Source organism: Xanthomonas pisi DSM 18956 (genome assembly GCF_001010415.1).
In the GTDB taxonomy this organism is placed as follows: Bacteria; Pseudomonadota; Gammaproteobacteria; order Xanthomonadales; family Xanthomonadaceae; genus Xanthomonas; species Xanthomonas pisi.
Map to the genome: position 1 here is coordinate 107,077 of NZ_JPLE01000017.1, position 16,939 is coordinate 124,015.

Consider the following 16,939-nt stretch of genomic DNA (forward strand, 5'->3'; position numbering starts at 1 on the left):
CCCCGCTGAAGGCTAGTGTTGCCGAAGCATTAGGTTCAACGTTTCAGCCGTGCTACCTGCAGTCAACGTTAATCCAGTCTGCCGCCCCATACCCGGATAGATCCAAGCCACCATTTCCTTGGTGCCGGACAGTCTTCTGAATTCGTAACTGATCACGCCTCCCTCGAACGTCACACCAAGATTAGGACGTAATCCAATCTCTAGATAATCATTGTCCTTCGAACCCTGCAGCGGAGCTTTGCCCTCGACACAACGGCCATCCTGGCAGAGGCGGAACTCCACTTCGCCGTCTGCGGCTCCTCCGCCATTTCCAATCTGCACCGCAATGGAATCCACCCGCAATGCTCCGACAGGAGAAAAAGTTCCACGGATCGTCTCGCCTGCAGAGAGCCGAATGGATCGGTTGGAAGAATCGTCGAATGGCGAGCGAACTTGCACCTGAACATTGGCACCGAGCTGGCAATCGCGAGGAGGATGTTGATGGCAAGCCGCCAACGAGAACGGCAAGAGGCTGACAAGAAGGTGTTTATGCATGATTCCTCCAAAAAGACGGTTCAGCCGAACAGCAACGCATGACCGCGATGCAGTAACAAGGCGATATTGATTACGAGCTGCCCTGTGACGCAGGCCAGCATCAGTGAAGTAAGGTTTCTCTGCTGCATCCAGCGCAGGGATAGCATCAGCAGCGCCACGGAAACTGCATGAAGGCCGTGAACTGCGGGAATGGTCAGTACGCTGAACACACCGATCAGTAACGCCGAAGGCAATGCCAGCAGCAATACAAATTCCTTGGAATGCTGGCGGATGCATTGGACAGATGCGAATGCGGCTTGGGGCAACAGCAGAAGCCCGACAGCGCCGACAATGCCAAGCAGAGATGCTTGTACCAAGTCGACGACAGATGGTAAAGAATGGAAGCTGATGGGTGCGATTGCATTAAGCAGGTTAATGAAACGCGTTGCGGCGTGTGACGCCAAACCTGCGCTCACGCTAAGATTCTGTTCAACCAAGTCCGATGGCAACTGCAGGTACCAGTACGCCCACGCCCACCAAACCACTGGTCCTCCGGTGGCGACTATCGCAAACGGCAACAGTCCGCGGCGAGGGTTTTGATCGTTTCGTTCCCGGATCAAGAGATACAAAGCAAATGCACCGATGAACACTACGGCATACGGGTGCGACCAATAGGCCAAAGCAGCCAACAGGCCAGCGACCCAGGTGCGGTCGCGGGCCAGCAAGGTAAAGGCGCTCAGCAACAAGAAGAACGCAGCAAGCGATTTTGGCCAGGCGAATAGCGTCTGCCCGATAAAATAAGGACTACTGCCGAAGACCAGTAGACCCGCGACCCAGTAGCCGCGCCGCAGCCTGAAGTATTGGAAGAGCAATGCAGCGCCGACAAAGAGCGAAGCATTCAGGACCAAAGCCACTGCCAGAAACCGACGGTAGCTACGATCGTCGCCAAAGCTTCCGACGTCAGGCCACTGCTTGCCAACATAGCGAAACGTAGGCAACGGCCCGACCACCTTTTGCGGAGGGCCCATTGCAGCACGCAGCGGCACAGCCGCTAGCGACATCAAGATAGGTCGGTTGGCGAGTTCCTGGCCCGGCATCAAGGGCCGCTCCTCCGCGAAGGAGATATCGCGCAGCAAGTACTCCGTTGCAGCGAAAGGAATGAAATTGTCGGCTGGCATTGCCCCCATCATCACCTGCACCCTGACATGCAAGTGGTCGTTCTTGATCACGTATGCGCCATCCGGCAGGTCAGAGGGCATCTTGACCGGTAAGAAGGTAATCAACATCGGGATACTGGCCATCAACAGCCATCCCAGTATCGCAATTCGTGCATCCGTCGCTAACGTACCTGCCTTGGATCCAAACATGCGCGAAAAGATGTTTGTTCGGTACCACTGGACACACGACAATAGCAATCCGATGGAGAGCAGCACCCATGCATTGGTCTGATAATCCAGAGACACCGAAACGACGCCCACGCCTAGAATCGCGAGCCCCAAGATCCCGAACCCAATGGAGTAAGACAACAACTCCAATCCCATGAGCATACGGCCACGCGCAGAACAGGCAACAATGGCTCCGCCTACCACAAGCACCAATAAGGCGGTCAATGCGATCAACCCCAGTGCCACCAGCATCGCCATCATCTTCAACACCCCCGTAAGAAAAATGGGCTGCAGCTCCCGAGACTGCAGCCCGATGGCTAGAGGATAGAGCAATTCTGCAGTCTGATCACGCCATCGTATCGCTAGGATGCTTCGGCTTACTTGGTACGCGGCAACCTTATAATAGTGAATCGTCTGCACCGGACGATTACGGCAACGCAAGCTTTGGGATCACAGGATGAGTCAGCTACAGACCGCCACTCTAGCGGCGCTGGTAGGTCCCGCCTACCTAGTACTTCTTTGTCTTGTCGGGAGCACCGTCGGGCACACATGGGTCCGCGGCATCACATGCCGCTGGGAAAGCGGCGCCTCGGTGCTGCTTGCCGGTTTGCTGGCCCACGTATTATTGGCCAGTGCGTTTCTCATTGTCGCGCCGTCTTGGAGCGGGGCATCGCTTTGGATCCTGCTTGCCGGTTGCTTGGTTAGTTGGCGCTGGCGGCGGCCTCAGCTTGCAGGCCTGTGCATGCCGACCCTGCTGGTTATATCCTACAGTTTGGTCTGTTTCGGGTTGCTACTTAGCTTCCACGGTGGTCCAGGGCGTGGCGTGACGATCTTCTGGAGCATCTACACGCTGACCAACATCACTCCGGGTGACTCGCCCCAGGCAGCGCTGCAGGCGCAATACCTACTGTTTGGCAAAAACCTTATCGGCGCAGAGGATTTTGCTCTGTTCGACCGCCCATTCCTAGGTGGAATCATCACCGCCGGCACCCTACCCGCTTTCGGCATCCGTCTACCTTCCAGGTTCTTCGACTACTCAGAACTGACCGCGTTCGCTTATGTCAGCCTATGGATTGCGATCAACGCAATCGCTGCACTCAGCCTTCTGGGCATCGTCGAACGCTTCAGTCGTGGCCGTAGCGCGTTGATCATCAGCCTGTTGGTTCTGGCATCACCCTTCCTTGTGTTCAACAGCATTGGGGCATGGCCCAAATTGCTGGCACTTGCGCTCTTGTGCTATGCCTGCAATCAAGCGCTACGCCAAAAGTGGATTGCAGCAATGTTGCTCAGCGGTGCGTCGTTCTTCGCACACGGGTCCTTCCTCTGGGCCCATTTGTCATTTGGGGGAGTACTGATCTTCACCCTAATAGCCCAAGGGTGGAGACAGTCGTCAATGGCCTGGCCCCGATTGGCAGCAGTGTTACTCATTTGCCTGGCTGTACCGGCCGCTTGGTTCGCAGCGGAACACTTGACCGGAAGTGCCACCCCGCTTCGTACATATTATCTTTACAACGTTTCGGTCACCCATGGCCTGCACCATAGCGCCGAACAGATCGCGCAGGGATTCTATGCCTCGACGAATGCTACGAACCTCGTGAACCTGCCATGGATAAACATAATCAAGGGAATTTTGCCAATCGAAACGCTCGACCTGATACTCAACTATCGCCTCTCGAACGAGGCGACCGGCTGGCGCGCACTGGGTGAGACTCTATTCCGCACGCAATTCATGCGCGCCTGGTTCGCACTGGGGCTGATTGGCGGCGCTGTCGCTTACCGAGGCCTGACACATGCCACTTCATCACAGTGGTTGCCGCGGCTGGCGCTAATTGCATTCTTCCTCCTGCCCCTGATTCCAGGCCTTGGGCTATACCGACGCGACGATCATTTCCTTCTGCCGATCATGATGTTCGCAGCGATACCAGTACTGATATCGTTTTCCATCGGATTCCACTTGCTGCGCAACAGCACGATGACTGTCATTGGATTGGCGATGATTGCCGAGTACCTGATGATCTACTTCTGGCGCTACCCACCAGGACGCTACGTCGGCGAGTTCAACGCTTACTACCTCGCCGCAATCGCGGTAGGCATGCTGTTTACCGCTGCATGCATCGCTTGGCCGCGGCCACTCCGGCTGCCCCTTCCAGGAGGAATTCCGGAGCATGTTCGATGAGCCGTCATCTGCAATGGCTGACTCCTAATCTCTGCATGGCTGTTGCAGTCGGTTTCGTTGCAGTCAGCGCACTCGTTGCTCCTCGCCTGGTCTACCGACTCAGCAATGACGGCGGCTTTGTCGAGAATGGCGAGCAAGTCGACCTCGGTCGCTGGACTCGAATTTCTGTCTATCGGAACGGGGGGGGCGATTCTCGGCATAAATCGGCCAGATCGTGACCCGCCCTTGCACCACGAATCATGGATCAATACTGGACAATGGCTGCGTTTCGATCATGTGCCGGCGACGCGGCGCAGTCGCTTTGTCGCTGAGGTTCGCGTGCATCCGGAGTGGCCCCGCGACCGTGCTACCGAAGTCGAGTTCCGAGTGCTTGCACTCGCGCCGGGCAAGCCGCCCCTGCAGGCGACACTGACGCCCAGCCTGGAAAAACAGACCGAATGGACCCGAATTGAACTGGACCTTGCACCACTGGCTGGAGATAACGTAAAGATTCAGCTGGTACCGAGTGCGCAGCAGGGGATCTGGACGCTAATGCGAGATCCCAAGGTCGTGGTGGCGGAAGTGGCCGCACAGTAGTAACCGGGGCGTGGGAGCGTCGCCCCCCGTCTTCAGACCCGATGAGGGCTCAATTACCTAACGCGCGCCACTCGTCTACGACATCGAGAATGTGCTGCGCGCGTGCCTGGTAGGTATGTTCGTTGATGGTGCGGCGTTGCGCCGCCTCTGCGATACGTGCGCACCCACTACGATCCGACAGTACCTGATCCATCAGGTGTGCAAACTCAGCAGCCGAGTTGTAAAGCAGGATTTCGCTACCAGGGCGGTAGTATTCGGTGATCTCTAGACTCTCGACGAAGAACGCCTGAGTGGTTCCGGCCATAGCAGCCTCGAAGGTTCGCGGCCCAGGTGTAGAAGGCTCGAGTTTGAAGCGATCGTTGGCGTAATTGAAATCACGGCCCATATTGAGTGTCACCAAAGACCGCGCATAGTGATCGGACAGCTGATCATTAGGCAGTCGACGATTGCTGCAGAACGCGAGCTCATTGGGCCAGCCATCACCAAGAATCATCGCATCGTATGACTGCAGGGTCTTGCGCAGGTCGCCCAAGAGGCGCTTACGGTTAGCGAAAGCGACGCCGCAGAAAAAAATGTTGATGTCTTTGTCCGCGTGAACCGGCCGCCAATGTGCTCGCTGGCTAGCAGCCAGAGGTAAGTGCCGCGCAAACGGGTGTGCATAGTGCTCGGCGCACCAGCGGTCATTGCTGAAGACGATATCGGCAACGTGACGGATCTTGTAGTTGTAATCGAACTCATAAGGGTCATCGTGCAGCCAGAACACCATAGGCACACCAGCCTGCGTGCAGTAACGGCGGAGACGCGCATACTCGGCATCGTCAGGCATGCACGAACCAAAACAGACAACTACATCTGGCTGCAGCTCGCTCGCACGTTCAGCGGCAAACTCCAGCGGGGTTGCCAACGCTTGCACTACTTGCGGCAGTTGCGCAAACCCTTCTGCCACATACTCGCGCAGAACGACATTGCGGTTCTGGTTGTCAGGAGATGCCCCGCTGACTAAGATCTTTTGCGCAATAGCAGTCATGTTCGCACTCCTCCGAGGCGCCGCGCAATTTCCTGTAGAACTCTCGCGATCGTAGTTCCAAGCCCGTTTTTCTTATAGAAACGGTATGCCTTGCGTACGAGGCCTACCGGGAGGACCGGAGTTGGGCCATTACCTCCATCGGCGACGCTTGCCGCACGCGGCGGGATTACCCAGTTCGGTTCGACGAGTAAAATGCCGAGATCTCGAATGGTGTTGCCGCGCGGGTAATTTTGCGTACGCCGCACGAAAGGCTGCAGCGGCAGCAGCTCGACATACAGGTCACGGAGCCACCGCATGTGTTCGTCATGGTGTTGCGTGGTCGCCGCCAACACGCGGCCACGTATGGCTTCCAAGCCGGAACGGTCGGCAATCAGCTGGCGGATCAGGCAAACCATACTGCCGGCTTCGCTGACTGGAATTACGTAGCCATTTTCCCCATGGATCACCCGCTCTCCCAGAGCCCCGATATCAGAAACAATCGGAACCACTCCGGCAGACCATGCTTCGGACAGGCTAATGCAGTAGGTTTCGGGCCAAATCGAGAAGTGGATCGACAGATCATAACCTGCCAGGATCTGCTTCAAGGTTCCTGGTTTATAGGCACCATGCAGCTTCAGGTTGGGAATCTTAAGAATATCCAGAATCGTCTGGTATTCAGCCGGAACCGGACCCACAATACTGATTTCCACCTCATCGTAACGCAGTTGATTGAGCACATGGATCAGTTCGTTGCCGCCCTTGTTGCGAGTGAAGTTGCCGGGTATGGCAACCCTCAACTTGCCCCGGTGTAACTGCGGCAACGGCACAGCAGCTATTTCGTCATCCTTTGGCATGGGGACCGCATTGACGCGAAGACGGCCGGAGTCCGACAGACCCGGATACATCCGCTCGTAGAGCGCAGCGACTCCGGGCGTATTTGCGTGCAGCACGTCCATGTTTTCCAGCACGCGACTGAAGAAAGCGCGTCGGCGTGCTTGGCTGCCGGTGTCAGCACCCCGCGAAGCATTTAGGCAAACATCGCAAGTTTCGATCGGCAACGAGGGAATATTGCAGTACACCTCGCGATAATCGAGCAGATTGAAGCGAGAACATACGGCATAGTAGTCGTGGAGACTGAAGAGACAACGCAACCCTAAAGCTGCAGGCAGCAGGCAGATCGAAGGCGGATGCCCTATCAGGTGCTGGAAATGCACCAGTTCAATGCCGTACTTGTAAAGCAACCCGGAAAAAGCTTCTTCGCGCAGGGAACAGGTCAATGCGGCCTCGTCCAGCCCTCCATCAAAGTCGATCGATTCGATGACTTCCAGTGCTTCGTTGCGCAATGTATAGCGGCTGCCGCTAGGCTGGACGCTACGGTCGGGCGTATAAAATAGGAACTCGATCTCGCCAGCCAATGCCTGGCGTACTGATTCTTGATAGACCTCCACGCCTCCGTAAGGAGCTACACCGAGGATATTGTGCGACACGACCAGAACTTTACGTCGAGCCAGTGGAGAAAGCTCGCCAGGCTTCTTGATTGACTCGGGCTCGCTCTGCAAAGCCTCCACACAAGACAGTAGATACTCCACCCGGTGTAGGTATAGATGCTGCTTCAGCGTAACCGCCTGCGCCGATCGGGCGACCGCCATACGCTCCCCGGGACGGGCTAGGTAGTGCCTGAGTTTTTCAATACAATCTGCAGGACCGTCGAAGCCAATGTAGTCGCGGCCGTCTTGGTAATAGTCCTGGACCCGGATCTCAGGAATAGAAACATCGACCAGCTGAAAACCACCCGCCAGCGCGACTTCGAAGAAACGCGGACCAGGCGTATGCGCCACTGGATCGTTACCAGAAGACGAGAATGAACGATGCAGGGTCAGAACCGAACGGCTACGGTTGGCGAACCGGGCGAATTCGGTATTTGGCGTGCGCCAGTCGTAGGCGCTCGGATCCATGCCGAGTTTGGGTGCCGGAATATAAGGATTAGCGGGCAATGCCAGCTTCAGATTAATCTCCGGAATCGCCGACTGCAGGCGCGCAAGGAAGTCGGAGCGATTGGGCCATGCCGTACCTGCGAAAAACAGATCGTACAGATAATGGGCATCGTCGTGATCATCGGGAATGGCATGAAAATGGAAGCGTGGATCGGCTGCCAGCGGCAGCGACACTCCCTTGCCGCCATATCCAGACACACTTCCCGAGTCATTGGTGAACACCAGATCGAAAAGATCAGCATTAGCGACGTTGATGCTGCGTTCGTACGGGTCCTCAGTCACCCAAAGTACGCTGCGTCCGCACACCTGAGCGACGCGCTCGACGATGGGGCGGTCCAGTTGCTCCCCGTCGAAGGCGATGAAGAGATTGCAGGCACTACGCTCGGCTGCCAAAACGGCGTCGGCGTAGTCTGCACGCACCACGCACTCCACCGCGTCCACTTCGGCCAAGGCCCTGGCCATGGCTAAGCAGATGTAGTGATTCGGATTGCTCTTCTTCGTATCGAGGATCAGAACGCGCCATTGCTTCATCGAGACATACCATTCGTCGCCGTGGGGTGGTGGGTAATCAGGTGCAAATCAACCGAACAATCTGCGCACCCGCCGCAATGGCCCCATCAAACGCCAACTCAACGATCCCCGCACCCGCTCCAATTCTCTTGTGATGGACAGCAACGATGCATTTAAATCTTGGTTTTCCTTCTCACGAGAAGCAAGAATTGCCTGACTGTGACTCAGCTGTTCGCGAAGCAACAAATCAGCGGCATCTAAAGAGGATGTCAGCTCATCCATCTTCAAGGCTGCTTTGTGCAGAGCATCTATCCGCTGCTCAAGACCTGTCTTGAGATCGACGACCTCCTGACTAAGCGCCTGGCGGGCAGTTTCATGCTCGTTAACCAAGCCAATAAGGCGACCCTGCTCTCGAGCCAGAGTTACTATGTCGATATTGGCGTCGATCAGCTTACCGAGCTGATCGAACAACCTATTACCAAGCACTGCATCTCCATTAGCATCGTCCAGACGACACAGATCTAACAACGGCTGGGGCTGTTCGGGGCCAACAAGCAATACCCCCAAGCCGTGAGTGTGCGTGAAAGCGAATGATGGATACTGGACTCGCATCTCGTCCCAATACTTCCAAACACCAAAGCCACGCTCCCGGACGTTGATGTCATGGAACAGGACGACTGCGCGCCTGGAAAGCTTTGCCTGCCATGTCTCGAAATCGTTTCGAACCGCTTCATACGTGTGCAGGCCATCGATATGCAATACATCAACAGTACCGTCATCAAAATATTCGACGGCTTCCTCGAAGCGCATACGCATGAGACGGGAGAAATCTGCATAGTTGCGCTCGTGATAATCCAACAGTGGCAGAAACACTTCATCGCCGTATTCGCCAGCATGCTCATCACCTTGCCACGTGTCGACCGCATAGCATCGTGTCGGAGCCGCGCAAGTCTGGACAGCCTGACAGAAAGCCAGGTAAGAAGCGCCACGATGCGTTCCCAACTCTACAAGAATATCTGGGCGCACGAGTTCAACCAGCCAGGCTGCAAACGGGATATGCCCCAACCACGCGCTTTCGGGCGTGTTGCGCGGCTGCATGAACATCGAATTGTTGATGGTGAAGCTGATCATCATGGCCTCATAAATCTTGTCTGGAGCAACAAGGCCGATGGCCTATGTGCCGTCTGGTTTAACGAAATCGCTGGACGAACGCTTCCACGCTACCGCCACAAAGATCGGACTGCCGCGCATGGATCTCCTCGATCGGCCAATCCCACCAGCAGATACGCATCAACGCGTCGACCTGTTCGGGCGTGAAACGCATCTTCACCTGGCGTGCAGGGTTGCCCGTCACTACCGAATACGGCGCTACGTCGCGCGTAACCACAGCGCGCGCACCAATGATCGCGCCATCGCCCACAGTCACACCGGAAAGAATGGTCGCGCCATAGCCGATCCATACATCGTTGCCGATCCGCGTCGGCCCCTTGGTCGCCGGATGGCCGTCGCGTCCGGCGAGAGCATCACCAAATGCAATGCGTAACGGAAAGGTCGTCACCCATTCGCTGCGATGCTCGCCACCACCGAAGATGACGACTTCTTCCGCGATCGAGCAAAATGCCCCGACACTCACCGACTCGTCATCGCCCCACACCTTGAATTGCGGATTGCCGTAGGTAAAGCGACCGACCTCCACACGTGGATCATGGCTAAGCAACGGAGCGATCTGGCTTGCGTATCCGCTCACGGCTTATTCACCATCTGCATCTGTACTCGGTCGAAAGGAATGCCGACTAGTCCGTAACGCAAGGTCGGCGAGGAAACTTTCAAGATCACCGCATCGTGCAGCCAATGATGCTGAGTGTTAGTCACCGGGTCGCCCTCTGCGATGGACACCGTCATTGAGTAGTCGCCATTCGGCAGCAATGGCAGGTAAAACTCGAACTCGGCCTCCACTGCCTGTCCAGCTTTCAACTCCATTGGTGGCTGCACATGGGTATAGGTATGTTCACCGAACAAAGACTGCCCAAGACTGTCTTTGACGAAAAACCCGATAATCGGGCTATTCATGTCACGGTGAACCTGTGCCGAAATCCGCAGCAGAACATGCTCGCCACCATAGAAAAAAGGCCGCGAGGGATCGTCAATGTTGGTCAACGAGACTTTTTCAATGCTTGCCTCGCCTGACTTCCATCCATCCGAATGGGCGATGTTGTCGAACATCTCCAAAGTGACTTCTTCGACAGGCTTGATCGGCGCCCGTCCACTCGGGGATATGCTGCCTTTGATCTGCCGGCGATCCAGCGCCTGCAGTTTCACCTCATCGCCATAACTTTCCTGGGCGCAATACTCGATGTAAGCCTGGGTGGTTTCCTGCGCACTGGAGTGCATGCGCATTACGCCTTTGTCCAGCCAAATCGCGGACTGGCAAAAGCTCAGGACCGAGTTGGTGTCATGACTGACGAACAACAACGTACCGCGCTCGCGGAAAGAACGCAGAAAGCGCATGCATTTTTGCACGAACACCGCGTCTCCTACAGCTAGCGCTTCGTCGACCACCAGGATGTCTGCATCGACATGCGCGATCACCGCAAACGCCAGACGCACGTACATACCACTGGAATACACCTTGACCGGCTGATCGACGAAATCGCCGATATCGGCGAAGGCCACGATCCGATCAAAGCGCTCGACGACCTGCTCGTGGCTCAGACCAAGGATGGCTGCACTCATGAACACGTTTTCGCGCCCAGTGAATTCGGGATTGAAACCCGCGCCGAGTTCCAGTAACGCAGCAACCCGTCCTTTTACTTTGATGTCACCAGTACTGGGAGTGAGCGTGCCGCAGATCATCTGCAGCAGCGTCGACTTGCCCGAACCATTCCGCCCGATAATGCCGACTGTATCGCCCTTGCGGACCTCGAAAGAAAGGTCATGCAGCGCCCAGAACTCTTTGAAATAGCGCCGGGACTCTAGGCCGAGCGCGCGATGCATGCGCGGCACGACAGCCTGCTTAATCCGGTCGTGTGGTTTGTCGTAGACCTGATAACACTTGGAAACGCCAGAAACCTGGATTGCCAACTCTGGCATTGGGGGAGCCCTTAGTTCAGTGTCGAATGTGGATACCACTGTCAAACAACGTCCGCGAATCCGCGACGGACCAGTTGGAACCAGTAGTAACCAAGGTAGGCAAGCACCACGCTTCCGATGAAGTACTTCAATAGCCCCGACCAATCTGGCGGCAAGCCCCACATCAACACGTTGCGCGATTGCTCGATGATGAAAGTGAGCGGATTGAGGTAAATCAGCTTCTGCATGCTTGGCGGCAATGAAGAGACTGGATACAACGCGGGACTCATGAACAACAACACGGTTGCCAGTAGTCCGGTGATCTGCCCGATATCACGGTAGTACACGCCTAGTGCCGCAAAGAACCAAGTGACGCCGGTTGAGACCAACACCAACGGGAAAATGACGAGCGGGAAATACAACACGGTCAGCGGTAGTCGCCCGAGCAGGAAATATTGCGCAATAAGCAGCACTGCCAGGGTAATCAGCATGTGGAAGAATGCCGATGCCACTGCAGACCAGGTCAGGATTTCCAGTGGAAACACCACCTTCTTTACGTAGCTCGCGTTACCCAGCACCAAATTTGGCGCCTTACTGATGCACTCGGAAAGAAAAGCATGGACCATGATGCCTGCAAACAGAACCACCGCGAACTCGGACCTACTACCTTGCGCCGATCCTGCCCAGCGTGCATTGAACACATAAGAGAAAACGAAGGTGTACACCGCGAGCATCAGCAACGGATTAAAAAATGACCAAGCTAGTCCGACGATGGAGCCACGGTAACGCCCCAGCACCTCGCGCTTTGCCAATTGGTAAATAAGCTTTCGGTGCTGTCGCAGACTATGGACAGCCGACAGGACGGACAAGGGATTACGCATTTTCGGCCGTTCCCTTTTCGGCCGCGCCAAGCGCCCGCTCCAAATCCCCCCGCAAATCCCCCAAATCCTCAACCCCCACACTCAGCCGCACCAGCGCATCGCTGATACCAAGCTGTTCGCGGCGAGCCACGGGAATCGAGGCGTGGGTCATGACGGCGGGATGGTTCACCAGGCTTTCCACACCGCCGAGCGATTCGGCCAGGGTGAACAGTTCGGTCTTTTCGCAGAAGCGCTTGGCTGCCTCAAACCCGCCCTTGAGCACGATCGAGACGATGCCGCCGAAGCCGGACATCTGGCTTTTCGCAAGCGCATGCTGCGGGTGCGAGGCAAGGCCCGGATAGATAACCTTTTCAATCGCAGGGTGGGTTTCCAGCCACTGCGCCAGAGCCAGGGCGTTCTCGCAGTGCGCGCGCATGCGCAGCGGCAAGGTCTTCAATCCGCGCAAGGCGAGGAAGCTGTCGAACGGGCCTTGGACGCCGCCGATGGAGTTCTGCAGGAACGCCATCTGTTCGGCAAGCTCGGCATTATCGCCAACGACCGCGATGCCGCCGACCATGTCCGAGTGGCCGTTGAGGTACTTGGTGGCCGAATGCACGACGATGTCCGCACCAAGGCCGAGCGGGCGCTGCAGCATCGGCGAGGCGAAGGTGTTGTCGACCACGATCAGCAGGCCGTGCTTGCGGGCGATGGCGGCAATCGCCGCGATGTCGACCAGCTTGAGCATCGGGTTGGTCGGGGTTTCGATCCAGACCATCTTGGTATCGGGACGAATTGCGGCTTCGAAAGCGCCCGGGTCGGTCAGGTCGACGAAGCTGAAATCCAGGCCGGCGGTGCGGCGACGCACGCGCTCGAACAGGCGGAAGGTGCCGCCATACAGGTCGTCCATCGCCACGACATGGCTGCCGGCATCCAGCAGTTCCATCACGGTGGACGTGGCGGCCATGCCCGAGGCAAACGCGAACGCGCGCGTGCCGCCTTCCAGCGCGGCAACGCAGCGCTCGTAGGCAAAGCGCGTCGGATTATGCGTGCGCGAATACTCGAAGCCCTGATGTTCGCCGGGGCTGGACTGCGCGTAGGTGGACGTCGCATAGATCGGCGGCATCACTGCGCCGGTGCTGGGATCTGGCGACTGCCCTCCATGGATCGCCAGCGTTGCATGCGCCAATGCGCGCTCGCCATCGTGGCCTTTGGTCGTGCTGTTGGACATGGAGGTTCCCGGAAAAAGTGGGCGATTGTATCAAGCGGGTCTGAACGGCCAATGCCGCGCGCCTCAGCAGCGCGCGGCATTGCGCGGTCACTGCACGCGGCGGCGCAGATAGTTGAGCAGGTCGATGCGGGTGATCAGGCCGAGGAACTGCTTGCCATCCATGACGATGGCGACCTGGCCGCGATCGAACACCGGCAGCAGCGCTTCGATCGGCGATGCGACATCCAGGCGGTCGAGCTTGCTGACCATTGCGGTAGAAATCGGATCGCGAAAACGCGCTTCATCGCCGTACACATGCAGCAGCACGTCGCTCTCGTCGACGATGCCGACCAGTTCGCCGTCGTCGATCACCGGCAGCTGCGACACGTCATACAGCTTCATGCGCTGATAGGCGGTGGTCAGCAGGTCCTTCGGGCCTACCACCACGGTATCGCGCTTGTTGTACGGGCGCAGGATCAGGTCGCGCAGGTCGCCGTGTTGCGGGCGTTCCAGGAAGCCGTTGTCGAGCATCCAGTAGTCGTTGTACATCTTCGACAGATACTTGTTGCCGGTATCGCAGACGAACACCAGCACGCGCTTGGGCGTTGTCTGCTCGCGGCAATACTTCAGCGCCGCAGCCAGCAAGGTGCCGGTGGACGAGCCGCCGAGGACGCCCTCCTTGGCCAGCAGCTCGCGCGCGGTGTGGAAGCTTTCGGCATCGCTGATCGAATAGGCCTTCTTGACCCGGGTGAAGTCAGAGATGTCCGGCAGAAAATCTTCACCGATGCCTTCGACCAGCCAGCTGCCGGACTTCTCGCTGACCGTCCCTTCCTCGATGTACTGGGTCAGGATCGAACCCACCGGGTCGGCCAATACCAGCTCGGTGTGCGGCGAAGCGGTCGCAAAGGCGCGCGACAGGCCGGTCATGGTGCCGGAGCTGCCGCAGCCGAACACGATCGCGTCCAGCTGGCCGTCCATCTGCGCCAGGATTTCCGGACCGGTCCCGAATTCGTGCGCGGCCGGGTTGTCCGGGTTGCCGAACTGATTGATGAAATACGCGCCAGGAGTCTCGGCGGCGATCTTGGCGGCCAGGTCCTGGTAATACTCCGGGTGGCCCTTGGCCACGTCCGACCGGGTCAGCACCACATTGGCGCCCATGGCCTTGAGATTGAAGATCTTCTCGCGGCTCATCTTGTCCGGCACCACCAGGATCAGCTGGTAGCCCTTCTGCTGCGCCACCAGGGCCAGACCCAGGCCGGTGTTGCCGGCGGTGCCTTCCACGAGTGTGGCGCCGGGCTTGAGATCGCCGCGCCGTTCGGCCGCTTCGATCATCGACAGGCCGATGCGATCCTTGATCGATCCGCCGGGATTGTTCGCCTCCAGCTTGAGGAACAGCTCGCAGACACCGGTGTCCAGGCGCTGGGCCTTGACGATCGGCGTGTTGCCAATCAGTTCGAGTACGGAGGAATGAATCGCCATCGGGATATCGTCGCTGCGCCGCGCGGGCTAGACCGGTCATTATCCGACGAACCGCCGGGGAATGCTCATCCAGGCGGGAAACGATCGTGCTCGCCTATGAACGAGCGTGCTCAACTGCTCAAAACACTGGCGCGTGGCGGCGCGGGCATCGGTCAAAACAAGGACGCGGACGGTGGCAAGCCGACGAGGAGGCCGCCACCGCCCGCGACGGTGAACTTGTTCTGACGGTGGGGAAGGATCAGTGCGTGAGCTGGTCGTACATCCGGGTGAGCTTTTCCTTGGCCTGCAATTTTTCGCGTTTCATCTGGCCCAAGGTCACATCGTCGATGGGGAGTACCCCAAGTTCGGCATCCATGCATTTCTTGTTCAAGAGCTTGTGGCGTTGGTACAGCTGCTTGAACTCGGGATCGGACTTGATCAATGCGTCGATTTCGGTCTGCGGTTGCCCTTCGAACATGGCGTTACCTCCTTCACTTAAAACAAGAACGCCCCGGCCGCGAACGGCACAGGGCGCTGCTTGGGAATGGAAGACCCGCGAGTCGCGTTGGCAAAGGTCATCACGGTAGACGCACTGGTAAACCCACTACCTGTTGCAACTGCGTGCGTCGCTGCGTGCCCTTGCGTCACTGACCCGGCCCTCCGTACTTTCCGGGCGGCGGAGTTGCTGCCCGGAGGTACGACCCTACGCCGGTCGCGGAGGGGGTTCAAGGCCGGAACGGCTGCTTTTGCCGTTCCTTGCGTCAATCAGTGACCGCGGTTCAACCGGGCGTCATGCCCGGGTTAAAAGGCCTTAACTTCCAACCACTTGCATTATGGAGCGACAACGACCTCGGCCGCGCGCGTCTTGCTGGCGGCACCCTTGCTGCCACTGACCTGCAACCGCGATCCCGCAACGCCGCCGGCGACCAACGCATCGCGAAGCGCCTCGGCACGCTTCTTGGCCACGCCTGCATCGCTGTCGAAGCCCACGATGCTGACCCGGCCCTTCTTGCCGATGTTGAGATACTCGGCCAGCGCCTTGGCCTGCCCGGCGGCATCGCCAGACAACGCCGCCTTGCCGCCGAACGCACCACTACCCAGCGAGAACACTTCGCCGCGGCTGTCCACCTTGGACGACGGCAGCTTGGCCCCTGCCACCAGTTCGGCCTCCTCGTGCGCCAGCTGGAGCGCCTTCTGCTGGGCGGCGTTGAGCTTGGCCGTCTGCTTGCCGGCCACATTGGTCAGCGCCAGCTCGGCATCCTGGCGGGCCAGGGTTTCCTGTTCGGCGGCCTGACGCATGCGCTCGGCCTCCTCGGCCTGAATCTGCGCCTGCACACGCAGACGCTCGGCCTCCTGCCGGGCGCGCGAGGCGTCACGGCGGCTGGCTTCGATCAGCAGGTCGTTGCGGGTGCCTTCCAGGCGGTCGAGCTCGCGCCGTGCCAGCGCGGTGCGGGCGGTGAGCTCGGCGATCTCGACCCGGCGGTCGGCCAGAAACACCAGCTCATCGCGGTCGCGCCGCTTGGCCTCGGCCAGCGCGGCCACGGTCTGTTGGGCCTGCAGGCGCTCGTAGCGGGCCAGGTCGCCGGTCTGCGGGTCGTTCTGCAGCGCCGCCAGGCGCCGATTGAGCGCGTCGGCCTGCGGGTCGTCCTTGGCCGCCATCGCCAGCGACGGCAGCGTGGCCAGGCTCAGCACACCGATATAAAGGAAGGGGCGCAATTTCATCGGCCGCTCTCCCCGGTGTTGAGGCTGTTCTGCAGCTGCGCCACTTCCTTGCGCCGTTGCTCCAGCTGGGCGCTGACCACGGCCTCTTCGCTGCGCGCCTTGGCCAGATCGGCATCGGCGGCGGCGCGCAGGGCGATCTGCGGGACCTGCTTGCGCTGGCGCTTGTCCAGCTGTGCCTGCTGGGCCTGCATCAGTTCCTGGCGGGCCAGGTTGACCAGATCCGGGGCGTATTGGTCGGCATCGGCCTGGGTGGCGCGTTGCACGGCCTGTTCGGCGGCGGTGAGCTCCGGTGCCACCTGGGCGGCGGCCGGAGAGGAAAGAACCATGAAACAGGCGATGCCATACAGGGATCGCCGCAAGTATGCGAAGCTAGCCGTCATTAGGGGAGCCGTAGCGAGGAAGTCTCGAGCACGGCCATTGTCGGAAGCCTGCGGCGGACTTGCAACGAGACGCTGCTGTTTGT

The 16,939-nt window shown here is 58.5% G+C and carries 16 protein-coding genes; 3 read left to right on the forward strand and 13 right to left on the reverse strand.

What is annotated here, in order from left to right; genetic code table 11:
* Positions 1 to 12: 12 nt before the first annotated feature.
* The gene (locus tag Y887_RS20115; protein ID WP_146093405.1) at positions 13 to 534 is read right to left on the reverse strand and encodes a hypothetical protein; all 522 of its coding nucleotides are present in this window, start codon (positions 532 to 534) and stop codon (positions 13 to 15) included.
* Between the two features lie 20 nt (positions 535 to 554).
* Positions 555 to 2,159 carry a hypothetical protein gene (locus tag Y887_RS05185; protein ID WP_146093404.1) on the reverse strand — a complete coding sequence of 535 codons (1,605 nt, stop codon included), beginning with the start codon at positions 2,157 to 2,159 and terminating at the stop codon, positions 555 to 557.
* A 196-nt stretch (positions 2,160 to 2,355) separates the two neighbouring features.
* On the opposite strand from Y887_RS05185, the gene Y887_RS05190 reads away from it, so the two are divergent.
* Together Y887_RS05190 and Y887_RS05195 are read left to right on the forward strand one after the other, a co-directional pair.
* On the forward strand, positions 2,356 to 4,074 hold the full coding sequence (locus Y887_RS05190; protein ID WP_046963323.1) for a hypothetical protein: 1,719 nt from the start codon (positions 2,356 to 2,358) through the stop codon (positions 4,072 to 4,074).
* 105 nt (positions 4,075 to 4,179) lie between these two features.
* Positions 4,180 to 4,650: a hypothetical protein gene (locus tag Y887_RS05195; RefSeq protein WP_146093403.1), complete on the forward strand. Its 471-nt coding sequence runs from the start codon at positions 4,180 to 4,182 to the stop codon at positions 4,648 to 4,650.
* A 49-nt stretch (positions 4,651 to 4,699) separates the two neighbouring features.
* Here Y887_RS05195 and Y887_RS05200 read toward each other — a convergent pair whose 3' ends face one another.
* From Y887_RS05200 to Y887_RS05235, 8 genes are all read right to left on the reverse strand, one after another.
* Positions 4,700 to 5,677, reverse strand: coding sequence for a CgeB family protein (locus Y887_RS05200; protein ID WP_046963325.1), 978 nt, complete (start codon positions 5,675 to 5,677; stop codon positions 4,700 to 4,702).
* Complete coding sequence (locus tag Y887_RS05205) at positions 5,674 to 8,181, reverse strand: glycosyltransferase family protein (protein WP_046963326.1); 2,508 nt, start codon at positions 8,179 to 8,181, stop codon at positions 5,674 to 5,676. The genes Y887_RS05200 and Y887_RS05205 overlap by 4 nt, the downstream gene beginning before the upstream one ends.
* A gap of 48 nt (positions 8,182 to 8,229) precedes the next feature.
* Complete coding sequence (locus Y887_RS05210) at positions 8,230 to 9,291, reverse strand: class I SAM-dependent methyltransferase (protein ID WP_084725930.1); 1,062 nt, start codon at positions 9,289 to 9,291, stop codon at positions 8,230 to 8,232.
* A gap of 58 nt (positions 9,292 to 9,349) precedes the next feature.
* Positions 9,350 to 9,907 carry a CatB-related O-acetyltransferase gene (locus tag Y887_RS05215; protein WP_052764936.1) on the reverse strand — a complete coding sequence of 186 codons (558 nt, stop codon included), beginning with the start codon at positions 9,905 to 9,907 and terminating at the stop codon, positions 9,350 to 9,352.
* A complete protein-coding gene (locus tag Y887_RS05220) occupies positions 9,904 to 11,250 on the reverse strand; it encodes an ABC transporter ATP-binding protein (RefSeq protein ID WP_046963327.1) in 1,347 nt (448 codons plus the stop codon). The genes Y887_RS05215 and Y887_RS05220 overlap by 4 nt, the downstream gene beginning before the upstream one ends.
* Before the next feature lie 41 nt (positions 11,251 to 11,291).
* Complete coding sequence (locus Y887_RS05225) at positions 11,292 to 12,110, reverse strand: ABC transporter permease (RefSeq protein ID WP_046963328.1); 819 nt, start codon at positions 12,108 to 12,110, stop codon at positions 11,292 to 11,294.
* The gene (locus Y887_RS05230) at positions 12,103 to 13,317 is read right to left on the reverse strand and encodes a cystathionine gamma-synthase (RefSeq protein ID WP_046963329.1); all 1,215 of its coding nucleotides are present in this window, start codon (positions 13,315 to 13,317) and stop codon (positions 12,103 to 12,105) included. The genes Y887_RS05225 and Y887_RS05230 overlap by 8 nt, the downstream gene beginning before the upstream one ends.
* 87 nt (positions 13,318 to 13,404) lie before the next feature.
* A complete protein-coding gene (locus Y887_RS05235; RefSeq protein ID WP_046963330.1) occupies positions 13,405 to 14,775 on the reverse strand; it encodes a pyridoxal-phosphate dependent enzyme in 1,371 nt (456 codons plus the stop codon).
* 96 nt (positions 14,776 to 14,871) lie between these two features.
* Between Y887_RS05235 and Y887_RS21415 the strand changes: the two genes are divergently transcribed.
* Positions 14,872 to 15,000, forward strand: coding sequence for a hypothetical protein (locus Y887_RS21415; protein ID WP_281256855.1), 129 nt, complete (start codon positions 14,872 to 14,874; stop codon positions 14,998 to 15,000).
* A 13-nt stretch (positions 15,001 to 15,013) separates the two neighbouring features.
* Here Y887_RS21415 and Y887_RS05240 read toward each other — a convergent pair whose 3' ends face one another.
* The 3 genes from Y887_RS05240 to Y887_RS05250 all read right to left on the reverse strand — a co-directional run bounded on the left by Y887_RS05240 (position 15,014) and on the right by Y887_RS05250 (position 16,856).
* Positions 15,014 to 15,232: an HP1242/YdcH family protein gene (locus tag Y887_RS05240; protein ID WP_005991804.1), complete on the reverse strand. Its 219-nt coding sequence runs from the start codon at positions 15,230 to 15,232 to the stop codon at positions 15,014 to 15,016.
* 353 nt (positions 15,233 to 15,585) lie between these two features.
* On the reverse strand, positions 15,586 to 16,476 hold the full coding sequence (locus tag Y887_RS05245) for a coiled-coil domain-containing protein (RefSeq protein WP_046963331.1): 891 nt from the start codon (positions 16,474 to 16,476) through the stop codon (positions 15,586 to 15,588).
* Positions 16,473 to 16,856, reverse strand: a complete 384-nt coding sequence (locus Y887_RS05250; protein WP_046963332.1) for a DUF4398 domain-containing protein — start codon at positions 16,854 to 16,856, stop codon at positions 16,473 to 16,475. Before Y887_RS05250 ends, Y887_RS05245 begins: the two co-directional genes overlap by 4 nt.
* Positions 16,857 to 16,939: the final 83 nt, after the last annotated feature.

What these genes read in the sequence shown, in the direction of transcription:
- Y887_RS05190 (WP_046963323.1), top strand. Translation starts at nt 2,356, where the DNA reads ATGAGTCAGCTACAGACCGCCACTCTAGCGGCGCTGGTAGGTCCCGCC.
- Y887_RS05195 (WP_146093403.1), top strand. Translation starts at nt 4,180, where the DNA reads ATGACGGCGGCTTTGTCGAGAATGGCGAGCAAGTCGACCTCGGTCGCT.
- Y887_RS05235 (WP_046963330.1), bottom strand. Translation starts at nt 14,775, where the DNA reads ATGGCGATTCATTCCTCCGTACTCGAACTGATTGGCAACACGCCGATC.
- Y887_RS05185 (WP_146093404.1), bottom strand. Translation starts at nt 2,159, where the DNA reads ATGATGGCGATGCTGGTGGCACTGGGGTTGATCGCATTGACCGCCTTA.
- Y887_RS21415 (WP_281256855.1), top strand. Translation starts at nt 14,872, where the DNA reads ATGAACGAGCGTGCTCAACTGCTCAAAACACTGGCGCGTGGCGGCGCG.
- Y887_RS05225 (WP_046963328.1), bottom strand. Translation starts at nt 12,110, where the DNA reads ATGCGTAATCCCTTGTCCGTCCTGTCGGCTGTCCATAGTCTGCGACAG.
- Y887_RS05210 (WP_084725930.1), bottom strand. Translation starts at nt 9,291, where the DNA reads ATGATCAGCTTCACCATCAACAATTCGATGTTCATGCAGCCGCGCAAC.
- Y887_RS05230 (WP_046963329.1), bottom strand. Translation starts at nt 13,317, where the DNA reads ATGTCCAACAGCACGACCAAAGGCCACGATGGCGAGCGCGCATTGGCG.
- Y887_RS05240 (WP_005991804.1), bottom strand. Translation starts at nt 15,232, where the DNA reads ATGTTCGAAGGGCAACCGCAGACCGAAATCGACGCATTGATCAAGTCC.
- Y887_RS20115 (WP_146093405.1), bottom strand. Translation starts at nt 534, where the DNA reads ATGCATAAACACCTTCTTGTCAGCCTCTTGCCGTTCTCGTTGGCGGCT.
- Y887_RS05245 (WP_046963331.1), bottom strand. Translation starts at nt 16,476, where the DNA reads ATGAAATTGCGCCCCTTCCTTTATATCGGTGTGCTGAGCCTGGCCACG.
- Y887_RS05200 (WP_046963325.1), bottom strand. Translation starts at nt 5,677, where the DNA reads ATGACTGCTATTGCGCAAAAGATCTTAGTCAGCGGGGCATCTCCTGAC.
- Y887_RS05220 (WP_046963327.1), bottom strand. Translation starts at nt 11,250, where the DNA reads ATGCCAGAGTTGGCAATCCAGGTTTCTGGCGTTTCCAAGTGTTATCAG.
- Y887_RS05250 (WP_046963332.1), bottom strand. Translation starts at nt 16,856, where the DNA reads ATGACGGCTAGCTTCGCATACTTGCGGCGATCCCTGTATGGCATCGCC.
- Y887_RS05205 (WP_046963326.1), bottom strand. Translation starts at nt 8,181, where the DNA reads ATGAAGCAATGGCGCGTTCTGATCCTCGATACGAAGAAGAGCAATCCG.